We start from the raw sequence: 17,226 nt of genomic DNA on the forward strand, positions 1-17,226 counted from the left end.
TCATTCCCTTCTATCCGCACGTACCTGCTGTGCGAACGAATGATGCAGCCAACAAGCCGCATACTGATAGCCTCCCTGATCCTCGAGCGCAGGCTTATATGTGCGGCACACTTCCATCGCATATGCACAGCGAGCAAAAAATGAACAACCTACAGGTGGATGCAGCAAATCAGGCGGTGTCCCAACGATCGAACGAAGTGCAGCATGCCGACTTTGATCAAGGCGCGGCACAGCCGCTAACAGTCCGCTCGTATACGGATGTTTCGGGGTATAAAAGATTTGATCGACCGTGCCGATTTCTACTACTTCTCCGGCATACATCACCACAACGCGGTCGCATATGTCTGCGACAACCCCAAGGTCATGGGTAATCAGCATAATCGCCATCCTGGTTTTCCCCTGCAAATCTTTCATCAATTCAAGAATTTGGGCCTGAATCGTTACATCAAGCGCGGTAGTTGGTTCATCTGCCAGTAACAACTTCGGGCGACAAGCAAGCGCAAGTGCGATCATCGCCCGTTGCCGCATTCCACCAGAGAATTCATGCGGATACTGCCGCACACGCTTATCTGGCTGCGGGATACCAACCAGGCGCAGTGCTGCAACCGCTTGTTCCTGTGCATCCTGACGTGATAGCCCGTTATGCTTGATCAATCCTTCGGCAATTTGCTCCCCGACACGCATCGTCGGATTAAGCGAGACAAACGGATCTTGAAAAATCATTCCGATGTCATTACCACGCACCTGCTGCATGGCCGCCTCTTCTTTTTGCAGCAAATCCTGACCGTTAAACAAAATCTGCCCCTGCTTATACGTAACTAGGGATTCAGGAAGCAGCTTCATCATCGACTGTGCTGTCACACTTTTACCGCAGCCGGACTCACCGACAAGCCCAATGGTTTCCCCTTCTTGGACTGTAAAACTCACACCACGTACGGCCTGTACTTCTCCAGCGTATGTATGAAAAGAAACAGATAAATCGCGCACTTCAAGCAGCGCCATTCGTGATCCCCCTTGCTCAGTCGAACGATTTGCCCATTCCCGGATCAAGCGCATCACGCATTCCATCACCGAGCACATTAAAAGCAAACATCGTTAACGAAATAAAAAATCCTGGGATAAACAATTGATACGCATGGCCAACGAGCAAACTAACAAGTGCATCATTCGCCATTGTGCCCCAGCTCGCCTGCGGCGCCGGAACCCCCAGACCGAGGAAGCTTAGTGTTGCCTCCGCAAAAATAGCCGCAGGCACTGTCAGCGTGACATTGACGAGAATCGGACCCATCGTATTCGGGATGACATGCTTACGCAAAATCCAGCCAGTATCAGCCCCCAGTACACGGGCTGCCTGAACATATTCCTGCTGCTTTAACTGCAAAACCTGCCCACGTACAAGACGAGCCATCGGAATCCAGCCTGTTATGGTCATAGCAATAATAATCGTCCAGATGCCCGGTCCCATCACAACCATCAAAAGAATCACCATCAGTAAATACGGCACGCCATACAGCACTTCAGCCATCCTCATCATCATGTTGTCGACACGCCCTCCCTTAAGCCCGGCGATGCCGCCATACAACACCCCAAGTACGAAATCAATGAGTGCTGCCATCATTCCAATAAATAACGAGATGCGCGCCCCGTACCAGATGCGGGTAAAAATATCCCGCCCAGATGAATCTGTTCCAAACCAATGTGCTTTTCCTGGATACATGTTTTTCTCGGCAAAATTTTGTGCGTCATACGTATAGCCGCTTACATAAGGACCAATAATCGCCATCACAAGCAGAGCGATCATGATACCGAGGCCGACCATAGCCAGTTTATTCTTCTGCAAACGCCGCCACACATCCGCCCAGTACGAGACCTGTGGACGGTTGATTGCCTCTGCATCAAAAAATCGATCCGCTACAGGTCGGAACATCGCGGCGGTCAGCTGTTTTTCCTGCTGCATCATCTGCTCTCCCCTGTCACTGTAATGCGTGGATCAATCCACGTATAAGCAAGATCAACAAGCAGAATTAAAAAAATCAAAATCGCACTGTAAAAAACCGTCGACCCGAGAATGACCGGATAATCGCGATTAAAGATGCCCTTCACGAACATCTCACCCATCCCGGGAATCCCAAAAATATGTTCAATCACAAAACTGCCCGTTACGAGATTTGCCGCAATGACACTAAGCATCGTCACAACTGGCAGAATCGCATTACGAATCGTATGCTTCATAATAATAATCGTCTGCGTAAGCCCTTTTGCTTTCGCTGTCTTTATGTATTCCTGCCTAAGCACTTCAAGCATACTTGCCCGCATCAGGCGGGCAATAAACGCCAGCGGCATCAGTGCTAGAGCAATAGACGGGAGAATCGTATGCTGCCACGTCTCCCATGTTGCCGGAGGAAGCCAGCCCCACTCCACAGCTACGTACTGAATCATAACCGTAGCAAGAATAAAATTCGGTACAGAAATGCCGATAATCGCCAAAATCATCGACACATAATCAGGCCAGCGGTTATGATATAATGCAGCAATTACCCCAAATATAACCCCGAATGTTACGCCAATCACAAGCGCCTGCAAACCAAGATGCAACGAGATCGGGAACCCATCTCGAATATAGTCATTTACCGTAATGCTATCCGACTTCAGGGACGGGCCAAAATCCAATGTAAGTAGCGACCCCAAATATTCGAAGTACTGCACTACAACCGGACGGTCAAGATGATAATATGCTTTTATATTTTCATATACACCAGGCGGCATCTTGCCCTCCGAAGAGAAAGGGTCACCTGGAATCAGACGCATCAGTATAAACGTAATGGTAATCACAATCCACAACGTGAAAAGGGCCCATCCGAGACGCTGTAACGTATACCGTACCACGATAAGTCCTCCTTGATGGTTACATAATATTTGCGTACATCAACACTGGATATTCGTCTGCTGGCGTATACACGCCGGAGATGTTCTGTTTTATTGCATACGGTTTTGTATAGAAGTAGATCGGGATAATCGGCATGTCCTTCATCAGAATCGCTTCCGCTTCATGCATCGCCTTCATGCGAATTACTGGATTACTTGACTGTTTGGCTATATTGATCTTCGCGTCGTACTGTTTATTTTTCCAACCCGTATCATTTTGTGTGCTAGCACTCGTAAACATGTCCAGAAACGTCATCGGGTCACTAAAATCCGCCACCCAGCCAGAACGAGACACACTGTAGTCCAGCTTGTGCTCACGATCAATCTTCACTTTGAACTCTGTGTTTTCAAGCCCTACGTCAATCCCGAGATTTTGCTTCCACATGCCTGCAATGGCTTCCGCAATTCGTTTATGCAAATCAAGCGTATTGTACATAATGTTGAACTTCGGCATGCTTGTCAGTCCTTCTTCTCTCAAGCCTTCCGCTAGTAGTCTCTTCGCCTGCTCTACATTTTCTGTGAAATAGGCACCACCTACTGTACGAAAATCCTCTTTGCCATTCGCATCACGTGCACCTTCTGCTACCAAGGCGTATGCCGGCTTCTGTCCACCCTGGGCAATATGTTCCGTAATCGTAGCGCGATCAATCGCCATCGCTAGAGCGGTGCGAATTTTTGCATTCGTAAATGGCTTTTTCGTCGTATTAAAACGATAAAAGTAGGTGCTGAATTCCGGTGCAATTTTAAAATCTTTCGCCTTCTGGCTTTTCAATTGACCGACTACATCACCCGGCAGCGGCAATGCAAGATCAAGCTTGCCCGCACGATACATCTGCCATGCTGTGTTCTCCCCTTCTACCATTGCCCAGTTAATGCCTGCAAGTTTGATTTTGTCTTTCTCAAAATAGTTCTCGTTTTTCACCATTTTCAAGTCTCGTTTATGCTTCCATTCCGTTAACCTGAATGGACCATTCGAGATGAATGCAGCAGCATCATTTGCCCATTTCGGGTTACTTTCCTGCACATTCTTGTCTACCGGATAATACGTATAAAAAGAAACAAGCTGATCAAAGTAAGCGGTCGGGTTAACAAGCCTGACTTCTAACGTCTGTTTATCAAGCGCTTTTACCCCCACTTTATCCGCGAGCGCTTTCAGCTTTCCCACATCTTTTTCTTTCGATTCGTTATACGCCTGCGCTCCCTCGATGTAGTACAGCTGGTATGCATAAGTAGAAGCCGTGGCTGGATTCAGCACATGCTTCCAGGCAAATTCGAAGTCTTGCGCGGTAACCGGATCACCATTCGACCATTTTTGCCCTTCCCGAAGATGGAATATGTATGTTTTCCTGTCCGAACTGATGTCCCAGTTCTTAGCCGCACCCGGAACGACTTTGCCATTCGGACCTACCATTGTCAGACCAACGAATAGATGACGCAGCGGCCATGATTCATGTGTTCCCTGTGCTTTGGCCGGGTGGAGAGAACCTGGCTCTGAGGAGTTGTTCACGTTAAGAATGTTTGCGCTTGCATTTGTATTGGAGCTATTGCCAACACAACCTGTCACAGCCAGTACAAGCATAAGCAATATACTTATAACTATGGTACGTAGTTTCTGCTGCGTCTTGATGATCATGAACCTCCTCTTTTTATTCAGTATGTTACTAAAACGTGATTTGTAATTACATAATTTGATTTTTTATGATGATAATCATAGTCTGCCAATTACAAGCTCTAGTATGAAAACGAACCAATTCCATAAGAAAAGAGACCATCTCAACAGCTGTAATACTGCAATTGAGATAGTCCCTTCTTTAAAATTCCAGAGTCTTTATAGTTGAAAAGGGGTCATTTTTCTCCCCTTCCTAACACGTCCCACTCATTTCCCCATTCTTTCATAGCATCAAAAATAGGACGAAGTGTTTTTCCTTTTTCAGTAAGAGAATATTCCACATGTGGAGGAATTTCTGAATATATAGCTCGACTAATAATCTCTTCGTTCTCTAGTTCCTTTAGACGCATCGACAAAGTTCTTGGACTAATACCTTTCAAAGACCTCTGCAGCTCACCGAATCGACGTGGGCCATAAAATAAGTCCCTTAAAATAATAAATGTCCACTTACCACCAATTATATTCATGGTTTTTTCAATGGGACATTTAGGATGATCATGTTCGTCATACATATGTGTAATCCCTCACTATCAATTTGAATAGTAACTATAAATAATATCCGTACTTTCAAAACTATAACACTTTACTTATTATAGTTTTGAAAGTACGATCAGTAAATATTTAGAGGAGGAAATATGAAAGTCATTATTTTTGGAGGGACCGGTTTTATTGGAAGTCACGTTGTCGAACAATTACATATAGCTGGACATCAAGTTACGGTAGCTATTCGCGAGACAAGTAACACAACATTTTTAGAAAGTTTAGGGGTCAACGTCGTTAAGATTGACTTTTCTAATTCGGTAGCAATCGGAAAAGTAATAGAGGGGCATGACGTTGTATATAATTGCACAGCAGATGCGAAGCTGCATACGCCAATCAGCTTAGATGCTCCGGTAGAAATAGCATTGACAAGAACATTGATTGAAGCTGCCGCTTTACATGGTGCTTCAAAATTCATTCAGTTAAGTTCAGTCGTACTATATGACTTTCAAACGAACGAGCCTATTGATGAATCCTATATTTCACAACCTGAATACCCAATACAAAGCTTACTACTTGAAAGAGAAAGAATAGTCGAAGAGGTAGGAAGAAAAAACGGAATTACCACCATCTTGTTACGTCCGGCAAGTACAATCGGTGTAAGGGACACCTCATCGTTTTTTGCACGACTCTTTACCGCACATACTAGTGACCTATATCCAATGATCGGTAATGGTACCACTAAAGTTTCCCTTGTTGATACTCGCGACATCGGTCGAGCAATGGCCTGGTTAGGAACCTATCAAAAATCCGAACATGATAATGACATCTTTTTACTTAAAGGATTCGATACAACTTGGGGTCAATTAAAAGCAGAAATAGATCACGCAATCGGAAGAATTGCAAAAACAATAAATTTTTCAGAAGGATTACCATCATTTGCACTAAAAACCTTTACAGTCAACAGGCTATGGAATGACAATAAGATACGAAATATAGGCTTTAAAACGAAATATTCGCTAACTAATTCGGTAGAAGCTGCCGTCCACGACTTAATTAGTCGGAACTCCTTTTGATCATTAACAATAAAGCTGCTCAATTAGGTACGAGTTATAACGACAGAAAATAAGGAAACAAGCTGACCTATGTTGCTAGGTCAGCTTGTTTAAAGGTACTATACCTTAAATTTCGTCACCAACTGATTAAGCGACTCGGACATACGTGATAATTCGCTTGCGGTTGATGCCGTCTCCTCTGTTCCGACTGATGCTTCCTCCGCAACAGCCGCAATATTTTCCACTGATTTTAGTACTTCAGAAGCCTGTGCTGCCTGCTGTTCACTTGCTGCAGCAATTTCCGTGACACGGGTTGATGCCTGATGAATAATCTCCATAATTTCTTCAAATGACTCTCCAGCCTGAGCAGCCTGCTTATTCCCAGCCGTAACAGCTTCAACGGATTCATGCGTATTTTTTTGGATCGATTGAATTAAATTCGCAATCTCTTTTGTTGCCCTGCCGCTGCGTTCCGCTAAGTTACGCACTTCATCAGCTACTACTGCAAATCCTTTACCTGCTTCCCCGGCCCGTGCTGCCTCAATGGCCGCATTTAATGCCAGCAAGTTTGTTTGTTCGGCGATTTCATCGATCATTTCAATAATTTCACCAATGGCAGTAGATTGATCGGATAACTCCTCGACTTTTTGTGCAATCAGCCCCATCGCCTCAATAGAACTGCGAATGACCTCGCCACCTGTTTGAGCCATCCCAACGGCCTGTTCCGAATGGGCCGCGGCCTGCTCGGCATTTTCCGCTACCTGATGGATTGCATCAGCAAACTGATTCATCATTTCATTCACGATTTCCGATGCTCCTGCCTGCTGCTGTGTTCCGCTCGCAATTTCCTGCATGCTGGCGGAAATTTGTTGAGAGCTTGCCGACAAATTCATCGAGTTCGCTTTAATTTCTTTAATAATTTGTGCAAATCCTTTCATCATGGAATTAAAAGACGCAGACAGCAGTCCAATTTCATCACGTGCCTGATTCGTGCTTTGTAAAGTTAAATCCCCTTTTTCAGCACGCAACGCCAAATCAAGCATTTCTCGGACAGGTCGCACAATCATTCGGGAAATAAACAATCCAAATACTACTGAAATGACTACAGCTGCAATAGTCAGGCAAAGAATCATGATGTTGGCACTTTCTGCGTCAGTTGTCATTTGTGTACTCATATTGTCTGCCAGTTTATCATTGTAAGCAGCCAAATCAGTCAGTATCGTATTTACCTTATCTAGAGGTGGCAGTGCATACGTATTAAATACCGTGTACGCCCCGACTTTGTCACCTTTGTCAAGCAAAGCAAGCGCTTTTTCACGTTCCTGACGATACGTGGCTAGTGCATCTTTTAGCTCTTTCCACTTACCCTTCTCCTCCTGGGTAATATTCGTTCCCTCAAAAATGCTTATATCTTGATCTACCTTTTGTATACGTTCTTTAAAGTCAGCGACCAATTTCTGTTCTTGAACCGGGTCCTTCGTCAACATTCTCGTATAAACAATCGCTTCCGTTGCACGTAAATGAGCACGCATATCGTTCAGCACACGAACAGGAATCAAATTATCACGATACATCCTATTCCCCTGTTGCTCCATCTTTGTAAGATAATGATACGAAATATAGCCTACACCAGATAAAAACAGTGCTGCTACGATAATGAGGGTTAAAATTTTGTTTGCTACTTTCATGTTCTGCATCCACATCATGATACCCCACTCCCTTATTATGTCTATATAAAACGAATGACAATATATATTTTACATTATTATAAAAAATTTACATATAAGAGAAAGTGAAACTGATCACAAAGTTTCGATTGTTTGAATCATTATGCCTACTTATACAACGAATCTAATTGCCCATTATAAAAGCCTCGACTGAACACCCCTGCTCAATCAAGGCTTTTTTCAAATTTCACCCATAAAAAGAGGATATCATTCAATGCCCCATGTATTATATAAGAAAGATGAGACATTTGGCTTCTTATATCGCGTGGTTGTGATCGGAACAACTAGAGCAGCCATTATGGAGGAGATATAACATGAACCTGTATAAAAAAGCATGTTTACTCGTAATAAGTGGTATTGTGTTATCCGGTTCGCTTTCCGCATTACATACAGAAGAAGTGCACGGGGCGGTTGTATCCAAACAATCGACATATAAGATTACATACAAGCTTCCATCTAAACAAAAGCTGGCTCAAATCCTACCAACTTTTTCAATTGGTATGAGCAACATAACAATCGCTAACCCTCTGCCTGTATCACTCAGTGAAAAAAATGCATACGGTCCAGGAGACTTTTACGGTTCGTTAGCGGATGGTAGTCAGGCTGCGCATGAAATGTTTTATTCATCGAAAGCAGGCTTTTTGGTAAAAGTCTATCAGTATATCGGCATTCTCTCCCCGATATATCCAGCTGGTACAAGCGAAGCGGAGATTAATCGCACGATAAAAGTCACAGATCCAATAAGCAACGAATACAAAGCAGCACAAAACATACGTTTTACAGCTATGATGCAGGCATTAATTCAGGCAGGCTATGTGACATCCGAAGACATCACAGATGCAAATAAACTGGAGAGTTGTTCGAAAGAATTTATCGCTACGGTACTATACCGTATGTTCAAAGAAGTACGTCCTTACCAAGGAACGGTAGCTCCGACTGATTCAAAAAACGAAGCGGTACGCTGGGCCGTTGAGATTGGGCTTCCTGGCTTTACGTTAGATAAATCCGGAAATGTTCATCCGGAACAAATGATGGACGGTACTGCCATAAATACAATCTTTAATTTTACGACTTTATTTTTACCAGGCAAGAAGACAGCTACCGGTTGGGAGTACTATCAGATGAGCGATGTTCGCTCCCTGACGACTCCTTTTCTGCTGATTAACGGAAAACCCTATAACGAAGTACTCCTTAACAATCCTGCTCTTGAATCCAATCCGAAGATTAGACAACAGATTACTAAAACAAAAACAGCTGCCACTTCGGCCCTTTTGAAGACGATCACAGAAATTCGACAGGATGTGCGAAACCCAAGACTCACAAACCGGAAGAAATGAGAATAAAGCGTAAGCAAACAAGCTGACCTCTATGAGATCAGCTTGTTTTTCTGTCCGCCTTTTTTACGTATATTGTTGAACTTAATTGCGGTCATGAGAAGTTTACTTTAAATCTGGTATGATCGCTTTTACAAGCGAAAGAAAATGAGGCCGGGTACGATTCGCTACTTCCATTACCTGGTCATGTGTAAGCGGAGCCAGTTCTTCTCCGATAGCCATATCGGTTACACACGCAATGCCAAGCACTTTGAGTCCAGCATGGCTGGCCGCAATTACTTCTGGTACGGTCGACATACCGACTGCATCTGCCCCAATCCGAGCAAGCATCGTGAGCTCTGCTGGCGTCATATACGAAGGACCACTAATTCCCGCATACACCCCTTCCTGTACAGCAATACCAAGCTCCCCCGCTTTCGCGCGAGCATGCTTACGATACGCATCCGTATACGCATCCGACATATCCGGGAAGCGTGGACCAAACGTCGGAAGGTTCGCACCGATTAGCGGATGATCACCCGTCCAATTAATGTGATCGCAAATGAGCATCAAATCACCTGGTGCGAATGCTTTGTTCATACCACCGCATGCATTCGTCACAACAAGCGAGGCGATCCCTAACTGCCGCATTACATACACAGGAAGTGTGACCTGCTGCATCGTATACCCTTCATAATAATGAAAACGCCCCTGCATGGCCGCAACCGTTCGTCCTTCAAGTGTCCCGACTACTAGTTCTCCTTTGTGTCCTTCTACAGTCGACACCGGAAAATGTGGAATGTCACCATACGGAATTCGCACTGCATCCGTAATTTCGTCAGCCAACACCCCGAGACCAGACCCGAGAATGAGTCCGACCTCCGGCTTGCGCGGGCCAATCTTCTCCTGAATAAACGCGGCAGAAGCCTCTATCTGCTTCATTCTGTCTCCCATTATACGTCCCCCCGTGGCATCTCCTGTACAATCTCCTTCACAAGCGTCAAAAATGTATGCTTCACTTTCTCAGCCGTCTCCATTACTTCGTCATGCGACAATGGTTGCGGTAAAATACCCGCCGCCATATTGCTAATGCAGGAAATCCCAAGTACACGCAGTCCAATATGACGGGCTACGATCACTTCCGGTACAGTTGACATGCCAACCGCATCACCGCCAAGAATGCGGATCATCCGAATTTCCGCTGGTGTCTCATAACTTGGGCCAAGCATGCCCGCATATACACCTTCTTGTAGCTTAATGCCGCGGCGCTCTGCCACCTGGCGTGCCAGCATCCGCAACTTCGGACAATACGCCGCTGACATATCCGGGAAGCGCACACCAATCGCCTCATCATTCGGTCCAATTAGCGGGTGACGACCAGTCAGATTCAAGTGATCCGAAATCAGCATAAGATCACCCGCTTCATACGATTCGTTCACACCTCCGGCTGCATTCGTCACGATGATACTCGTAACGCCTATCGCTTTCATGACATGAACCGGAAACGTCACCGCATCTAGTCCATGCCCTTCATAGTAATGGAAACGTCCCTGCATCGCGACAACCGTCTTACCGTGAAGCTGTCCGATGACAAGCTGCCCTTTATGCCCCTCTACGGTCGAAATCGGAAAATGTGGAATGTCACCATATGGAATATAAACCGCATCGGTAATTTCATCCGCTAACACCCCGAGACCTGACCCAAGAATCAGTCCGATCTCCGGGCGGGCGGTTGTTTGTTGGGTAATATACGTTTGTACATCATGAATCGCAGCTTGATCTGGCATGAGAATTCCCCCTTATGCGTCTCGTTTTGCAATGTCTTCTAGAAAGCTTGTGCCAATGACTGGCTGTGCCACGCCAAAATTCTCGGCAATCGTCGCACCGATATCCGCAAACGTCCCCCGTACACCTAGATTTTGCGCAGACTGCATCGCGGTATGATACGCGAGCAATGGCACATACTCCCGTGTATGATCCGTTCCATGATGCACGGGATCATTGCCATGATCAGCTGTAATGATAAGCAAGTCATCCGGGCGCAGCGCCGCTATAATCTCAGGCAGACGTGCGTCAAACGCTTCAATCGCATCCCCGTAGCCCTGCGGATTACGACGGTGACCATACAGCGCGTCAAAATCAACCAGATTCACAAAGGCCAGTCCGTGAAAATCACGCTTCATCACATCAAGCAGCTTATCGACCCCGTCCATGTTCGACTTGGTTTTAATCGAATCCGTAACGCCTTCTCCCGCATAAATATCTGAAATTTTGCCGAGTGCAATCGAGTCAAGCCCCGCATCTTTCAGCCGGTTCATCACCGTTTCACCCGGCGGCGCTACCGAATAGTCATGACGGTTTGCCGTGCGTGTAAAATTCCCTGGCTCTCCGATGAAAGGACGGGCAATCACACGCACAACCGAATGTTCGTCATCAAGTGTCAGCTCACGTGCTACCTCACAGATGCGGTACAACTCTTTAAGCGGTACAACTTCCTCATGAGCTGCGATCTGGAATACACTATCCGCTGACGTGTACACAATCACATCACCCGTCCGCATGTGCTCGGCCCCTAGCTCATCAAGAATTTCCGTTCCCGATGCTGGCTTATTGCCCAGCACTCCACGTCCGATGCGTTCACAAAACGGCTTAATCAAGCTATCAGGAAACCCATTCGGCCACGTCTTAAATGGCGTCTTCACTTCAAGTCCCATGATCTCCCAATGCCCGGTTGATGTATCCTTGCCGCGCGAGATTTCTTTCATCTTGCCAAAAGCCCCAATCGCTTGCGTATCTGCCGCTACACCTTGAAGCGGCGCAATACGACCAAGCCCAAGACGCTCTAGATTCGGCACCCGAAGTCCTCCGCGCCGTTCGGCGATATGACCAAGCGTATGAGCACCTGCATCCCCATAATCCGGGGCATCCGGTAACTCTCCAATGCCCACACTATCCAGTACAATCAAAAACACCCGTTGAAAGTCTGCCATATGTATTCCTCCCTGTTGATAGCTGATGTCAAAAACGATAGGAAAGGGCACTTCCCGCTTGCGTGAAAAGTACCCTTTGTTTTATGCCCTCGGATGCGCCTTCGCATACACTTCTTTTAAGCGCGTCTTCGTTACATGAGTATAAATCTGTGTCGTCGAAATATCCGCATGACCAAGCATCTCCTGCACCGAACGAAGATCGGCTCCATTCTCTAATAAATGTGTCGCAAACGAATGCCTGAGCGTATGCGGCGTAACTTCCTTATTGCTGTTCGCAACCTGCGCATATTTCTTAATAATCTTCCAGAATCCTTGCCGTGACAGGCGGCGCCCGTGGTGATTCAGGAACAGCGCTTCATCGCTCCCCCGCTTCTTCAACAGCGGACGGCTGCGTTCAATATAGCCACGCACATTTTCAATCGCCAGCCGCCCAAGCGGAATAATGCGCTCTTTTGATCCTTTGCCAAAACATTTGACAAAACCCATCGCCAGATTCACATCGCTAAGATTCAAGGATACGAGCTCAGACACCCGAATTCCTGTCGCATACAAAAGCTCAAGCATCGCTTTATCCCGCATGCCCGTCGGAATATGTGCATCCGGACCATTCAACAATGTCTCCACTTCCGTTACAGACAACACCTGCGGCAGCTTCTTCTCAATCTTTGGAGACTCTAAGTTCACGCTCGGATCTTTGTCCGTCATTTTCTCTCGCAACAAAAACTGATAAAAAGCCCGAATCGATGCTACATTACGCGATATCGTAGCCGTCGCTCGTCCCTGCTCCTGCAATCGCATGAGATAGCCCATGATTTGTGCCCGTGTTGTCTGATTAATGTCTGTAAAACCTTCTTTTTGCACGTACGTGCAGTATGCGGTCAAATCACGCTGATACGATTCTAGCGTATTTTTGGCCAACCCTCTCTCCACCGTAAGGTAATGGATAAATTGGGTGATCAAATCTTTCATTTCCTGCTCTCCTCAACCATCCCGAAATCGTGCGTACACACGCTAGCATGTCCCATAATTATTTGTATTCCACAATGATACTCGGTTTCCTTCTGTTATACAAAACTTTATTGACCTATTCACCATAGTAATAAAAGTCAAACAGCCGCCGCTTCGTGTCCGCATACATCTGCTCCGCGCCCCCAAGCGATTTCATGACTTTTAAAGATTTTCCATCCGGTTCGTGGTATGGCTGTGCGGGCTTAATCACATCATTCAGATACAAAAACAACTGGTAAAAAATAAACGTACAGGCCATAAAAATGAGCAAGAGCTTCCCCATCTCTGACACGCGTCGATACGATACAAACATCCAAATCCCCTCCAGCGAACTGCATATATGCTCCATCTTATTCGATTGTCTACGTTTTTATACTCGCCTAGCATTTTCATTTTCGCATTGTCATGCTAGAATATGTGGTTGAGTGTACTTTTTAAGAAATAAGGTGTGGATGAACCATGTACAACCACGAAGAAAAAGGAAATGAACGAGTAAAAACGATATTTAGCCGCTTAAATGTGCTCCTGCTTGTTGTGTTTCTCGTTTTCTCTGCGATGATTTTCCGCCTCTCCTATGTGCAAATTGTGAAGGGCGCGAACTTCGAAAAAGAAGCAACGTCAAAGTCAGACAAAAAAGTTCCAATCCTGGCAATGCGGGGCAACATTTACGACCGCAACGGCAACTTAATCGTACACAGCCAGGGCTCGTTTACCGCTGTATTTCAAGAAAAGGATTATATGAACGAAGCGTATTACGTAAACCTTGCGACCAAGCTGGAAAAAATTCTTGCAGGTACAAAAAAAGAAGACTTGCTTAAAAAAATGGATGTGGGCTACGAATTCAAAAACGGCAAAGTCGAACGTACGATGCGCATGACAAGCAAATTTCTTGAAAAGGATCTGAAATATGATCTGTCGCAAAAAGAAATCGCGTATCTCGCCGAGCATCGCAGCGAGCTCGATGGGATCACGGTCGTCACAAAGCCTATTCGTGTCTATGATCCAAATCAAGTTGCTGTACAGGCAATCGGCTATGTGCGCCCGTTCAACGTTGCCGAAAATCAGGGCAACGAATACTATCTGGCACGCAAAGATTCGTATCTACCAAATCAGATGGTCGGATATGATGGAATTGAACGCAGTTACGAAGACCAACTGCGCGGTGAAAATGGCTATCGCCTGTATCAGGTAGCTGCCAACCAGACAATCCTGCAACAAATTAAGGAAGTTCCGCCAAAACGAGGCAACAACCTGTATCTGACGATTGATGAGCGCGTACAGCTTGACACCCGTAATTTTATTAAAGACTTCCTGCCAAAACTGCGCGGAACCGGTAAGAATGCGTACAATGCCCGCAACGCCTATGCAGTAGCAATCGAAGTCAAAACGGGCCGAGTTATCGCCATGGTCAGCTACCCAGAATACGATCCGAATATCTGGACATCTGGACCGGATAAAGAAACGTACGAGGCGAACCAGTATTCATTCCCGAACGGTACAATCAACAGTGCCCCGCACGACGTTCGTCCGAAGACCGGTGACGATGCCGCATTAGAAACATATAAGCATCCGGCCTCTATCCTTCCATCTGGTTCGGTTCTCAAGCCAGCGACGGTTCTAACGGGTCTTGCAGAAAAGGTCATCACGCCTGATGACACATGGTCAGACCCTGGTGCTTATCGATATGGTTCTTCAGCAGGGGACGTCATTCACAATGACAGCAACCATAATTACGGCTTATTAACTCCACAACGGGCACTTAAGTTCTCGTCTAATACGTATATGGCCCGGGTTGGTAAAGCACTACGTGATAAGTTAGGCAAGGATACGATCTTTACGTATCAGAAATACCTCCGTGCCTTCGGCCTGGGTATCAAAACCGGGATCGATTTGCCGAATGAATCAAGCGGTAAGGAAGATTTCCTTGTAATGAATGCAAAATATGGTCCAACTGCTGCGATGGTACAAGCTTCCTTCGGTCAGCAAGGTCGCTATACTACCATGCAGCTTGCTCAGTACACAGCGACACTGGCAAGTAAGGGTGTTCGCTATCGTCCGCAGTTAGTAGACCGGATCGTAGACAATAATGGTAAAGTAGTCCAGTCATTCAAACCAGAAGTTCTGAGCAAACTGAATCTCCCGGACGAGTACTGGCGAGTTGTACACCAGGGAATGGTCATGGTTACGACCGAACAAGGGGGTACAGGGGTAACCGCCTTTGCCGGATTCCCGTACCATGTAGCGGCTAAAACCGGTACATCTCAGCAAGATATTTACGTTCCTAGCTCTGTCGACTTCTCGAAAAAAGTAACCTGGCACAAAGCTAACAAGATTAATAACGGGGTGTTTATTTCATTCGCTCCCGCTGAAGATCCAAAGCTTGCGGTTGCAGTTATCGTTCCGGAAGGTGGCTATGGTAGTCAATCTGCCGGTATGATCGCACGGGCGATCTATGACTCGTATAATAAACACGTTGGCCTTGGTCCAATAGATAAGCCGTATGTTCCTGCGACTGCGGCTCCGAATACAACGAAGAAATGATGAAAGGACTGTCCTGTGAGCGATTTACAGGGCAGTCCTTTTTTGTCGTTCGACAACGTGTGAAGGTGGGGTACTCAAGATAAAACAAAAAAGAGGCGAGTCCCACTCGTCCGATCCTGACGTGTGAGACATTGCCCCTCTATACTTTCAATCCATATACATTAATTAATGAAAATCAGGATTTCGCCACTCCATAAGAAGTGCATTATTACCCGAGCGAACATCATGGAGATAATTGTGCACGACATGCAACGGGATACGACCACAGTGCATCATAAATGTAATAACCGGATCTTTCAGGCGGCCTGCCACTACTGCGGATACGTACTGCTCCGGTGTAAGTTGTGCCTTATATGCACAATAGCCCGGCATACGTACCGCACCGATCAAGCGGCGCAACCCAAGATGCTGTACCAATTCATAGCCTTTAAACATTAATTGTTTTCCGATGCCAAGTTTGCGATACATCGGATTTACCTGAAGGTCTGCGACGTATAACGTGTCGCCTGCTTCGTTATGCGAATGAGCCAGATACCCATGGTCTGTTACTTCTTCCCACGTATGCTCGGCTTCTGCCATCTCATCCGTAATAAATGTCGTCATCGTGCCGACAATCTCCTCTTCATACTCGGCACAAAGCGCTCCTTCTTCAAACACATCAATATGACTTTGCAGCTGCTCTACACTCCAAAGATCATCTTGCGGCCACGGCGGTGGATACACCACTTTTTCCATTTCTTTAATGCCTTCAAAATCATCCTGTGAATACGTACGAATGACAAGGTCGTGTTCGTCCTTTACTTCCTGCTTCCATGTTAACCTGTCAGCTTCATCATTCTGAGAGCTAACAAACATAAAAATAACCTCCTATTTTTCCCATCTCGCTATATAAGCAATGAGAATGGTACCTATAGTATACCACAGATGAGCGAGACAAATTAGGTTACGAAAAAAGCCGTCCCGTTCGCCATATTCTGGCTTTTGGGACAGCTTCACTTTGTCTACATTTGTGGTTTTGGTTTGCTAACTTCGTCCAGGTCAACATTGTCGATACAGCGGTGACATACACCATGAAATGACAAACGATGATCCAAAATATGAAAGTGAAACTTTTCACTGACAGCCTGCTCCACTTCGCCAAGAAGATCTTCATGAATCTCATCTACTGTGCCGCATTCCACACATATTAAATGATGATGATGATGTTCAGCATCTTCATTACGGAAATCGTAACGTACCGCGCCATCACCAAAATTCACTTTATCGAGAATGCCAAGCTCACTCATTAGCTCTAACGTACGGTATACAGTCGCAAGGCCGGTTTCCGGAGCTTTCTGTTTGACAAGCAGCCAGACTTCTTCGGCGGATAGATGCTTTTCTTCATTTTCGAGCAACACCCGAAGTGTCGCTTCCCGCTGCGGAGTCAGCTTATAACTACTTTCATGCAATTGCTGTCTGATTCTCTCAATTCGTTCTTCCATCACAGACCCTCCCCGAGCAGCTTTCATACATGATTAT

Annotated in this window: 16 protein-coding genes; 3 read left to right on the top strand and 13 right to left on the bottom strand. The window is 45.8% G+C overall.

From position 1 onward, the window contains the following. The 5 genes from PO771_RS13380 to PO771_RS13400 form a co-directional block, all read right to left on the bottom strand. Nucleotides 1-1,056 carry an ABC transporter ATP-binding protein gene (locus PO771_RS13380; RefSeq protein ID WP_272563172.1) on the bottom strand — a complete coding sequence of 352 codons (1,056 nt, stop codon included), beginning with the start codon at nucleotides 1,054-1,056 and terminating at the stop codon, nucleotides 1-3. Then, the gene (locus PO771_RS13385; RefSeq protein WP_422664951.1) at nucleotides 1,019-1,960 is read right to left on the bottom strand and encodes an ABC transporter permease; all 942 of its coding nucleotides are present in this window, start codon (nucleotides 1,958-1,960) and stop codon (nucleotides 1,019-1,021) included. Before PO771_RS13385 ends, PO771_RS13380 begins: the two co-directional genes overlap by 38 nt. Further along, nucleotides 1,957-2,886: an ABC transporter permease gene (locus PO771_RS13390; protein WP_272560198.1), complete on the bottom strand. Its 930-nt coding sequence runs from the start codon at nucleotides 2,884-2,886 to the stop codon at nucleotides 1,957-1,959. The genes PO771_RS13385 and PO771_RS13390 overlap by 4 nt, the downstream gene beginning before the upstream one ends. A gap of 19 nt (nucleotides 2,887-2,905) precedes the next feature. Next, on the bottom strand, nucleotides 2,906-4,558 hold the full coding sequence (locus tag PO771_RS13395; RefSeq protein WP_272560199.1) for a peptide ABC transporter substrate-binding protein: 1,653 nt from the start codon (nucleotides 4,556-4,558) through the stop codon (nucleotides 2,906-2,908). A 212-nt stretch (nucleotides 4,559-4,770) separates the two neighbouring features. Continuing rightward, the gene (locus PO771_RS13400; RefSeq protein ID WP_272560200.1) at nucleotides 4,771-5,106 is read right to left on the bottom strand and encodes a winged helix-turn-helix transcriptional regulator; all 336 of its coding nucleotides are present in this window, start codon (nucleotides 5,104-5,106) and stop codon (nucleotides 4,771-4,773) included. Nucleotides 5,107-5,229: 123 nt separating this feature from the next. Here PO771_RS13400 and PO771_RS13405 point away from each other — a divergent pair, with 123 nt between their 5' ends. Beyond that, the gene (locus PO771_RS13405; RefSeq protein WP_272560201.1) at nucleotides 5,230-6,150 is read left to right on the top strand and encodes an NAD-dependent epimerase/dehydratase family protein; all 921 of its coding nucleotides are present in this window, start codon (nucleotides 5,230-5,232) and stop codon (nucleotides 6,148-6,150) included. A gap of 98 nt (nucleotides 6,151-6,248) precedes the next feature. On the opposite strand, the gene PO771_RS13410 is transcribed toward PO771_RS13405, so the two are convergent. Continuing rightward, nucleotides 6,249-7,835: a methyl-accepting chemotaxis protein gene (locus tag PO771_RS13410; RefSeq protein WP_272560202.1), complete on the bottom strand. Its 1,587-nt coding sequence runs from the start codon at nucleotides 7,833-7,835 to the stop codon at nucleotides 6,249-6,251. Between the two features lie 335 nt (nucleotides 7,836-8,170). On the opposite strand from PO771_RS13410, the gene PO771_RS13415 reads away from it, so the two are divergent. Further along, nucleotides 8,171-9,193, top strand: a complete 1,023-nt coding sequence (locus PO771_RS13415) for a hypothetical protein (RefSeq protein WP_272560203.1) — start codon at nucleotides 8,171-8,173, stop codon at nucleotides 9,191-9,193. A 102-nt stretch (nucleotides 9,194-9,295) separates the two neighbouring features. Here the strand turns inward: PO771_RS13415 and PO771_RS13420 are convergent, their stop codons facing one another. From PO771_RS13420 to PO771_RS13440, 5 genes are all read right to left on the bottom strand, one after another. Next, nucleotides 9,296-10,123, bottom strand: coding sequence for a purine-nucleoside phosphorylase (locus PO771_RS13420; RefSeq protein WP_272560204.1), 828 nt, complete (start codon nucleotides 10,121-10,123; stop codon nucleotides 9,296-9,298). Beyond that, complete coding sequence (locus PO771_RS13425) at nucleotides 10,123-10,956, bottom strand: purine-nucleoside phosphorylase (RefSeq protein WP_272560205.1); 834 nt, start codon at nucleotides 10,954-10,956, stop codon at nucleotides 10,123-10,125. The genes PO771_RS13420 and PO771_RS13425 overlap by 1 nt, the downstream gene beginning before the upstream one ends. 12 nt (nucleotides 10,957-10,968) lie before the next feature. Further along, nucleotides 10,969-12,159, bottom strand: a complete 1,191-nt coding sequence (gene deoB, locus PO771_RS13430) for a phosphopentomutase (protein ID WP_272560206.1) — start codon at nucleotides 12,157-12,159, stop codon at nucleotides 10,969-10,971. Between the two features lie 81 nt (nucleotides 12,160-12,240). Continuing rightward, nucleotides 12,241-13,128, bottom strand: a complete 888-nt coding sequence (gene xerD / locus PO771_RS13435) for a site-specific tyrosine recombinase XerD (protein WP_272560207.1) — start codon at nucleotides 13,126-13,128, stop codon at nucleotides 12,241-12,243. A gap of 115 nt (nucleotides 13,129-13,243) precedes the next feature. Next, the gene (locus PO771_RS13440; protein WP_272560208.1) at nucleotides 13,244-13,480 is read right to left on the bottom strand and encodes a DUF4227 family protein; all 237 of its coding nucleotides are present in this window, start codon (nucleotides 13,478-13,480) and stop codon (nucleotides 13,244-13,246) included. A gap of 146 nt (nucleotides 13,481-13,626) precedes the next feature. On the opposite strand from PO771_RS13440, the gene PO771_RS13445 reads away from it, so the two are divergent. Then, the gene (locus tag PO771_RS13445; RefSeq protein WP_272560209.1) at nucleotides 13,627-15,708 is read left to right on the top strand and encodes a peptidoglycan D,D-transpeptidase FtsI family protein; all 2,082 of its coding nucleotides are present in this window, start codon (nucleotides 13,627-13,629) and stop codon (nucleotides 15,706-15,708) included. A 165-nt stretch (nucleotides 15,709-15,873) separates the two neighbouring features. Here the strand turns inward: PO771_RS13445 and PO771_RS13450 are convergent, their stop codons facing one another. Beyond that, a complete protein-coding gene (locus PO771_RS13450) occupies nucleotides 15,874-16,563 on the bottom strand; it encodes a GNAT family N-acetyltransferase (RefSeq protein ID WP_272560210.1) in 690 nt (229 codons plus the stop codon). Between the two features lie 146 nt (nucleotides 16,564-16,709). Beyond that, on the bottom strand, nucleotides 16,710-17,189 hold the full coding sequence (gene fur / locus PO771_RS13455; protein WP_272560211.1) for a ferric iron uptake transcriptional regulator: 480 nt from the start codon (nucleotides 17,187-17,189) through the stop codon (nucleotides 16,710-16,712). Between the last annotated feature and the right edge of the window lie 37 nt (nucleotides 17,190-17,226).

It is taken from the genome of Aneurinibacillus uraniidurans, from assembly GCF_028471905.1.
Taxonomy (GTDB): Bacteria; Bacillota; Bacilli; order Aneurinibacillales; family Aneurinibacillaceae; genus Aneurinibacillus; species Aneurinibacillus uraniidurans.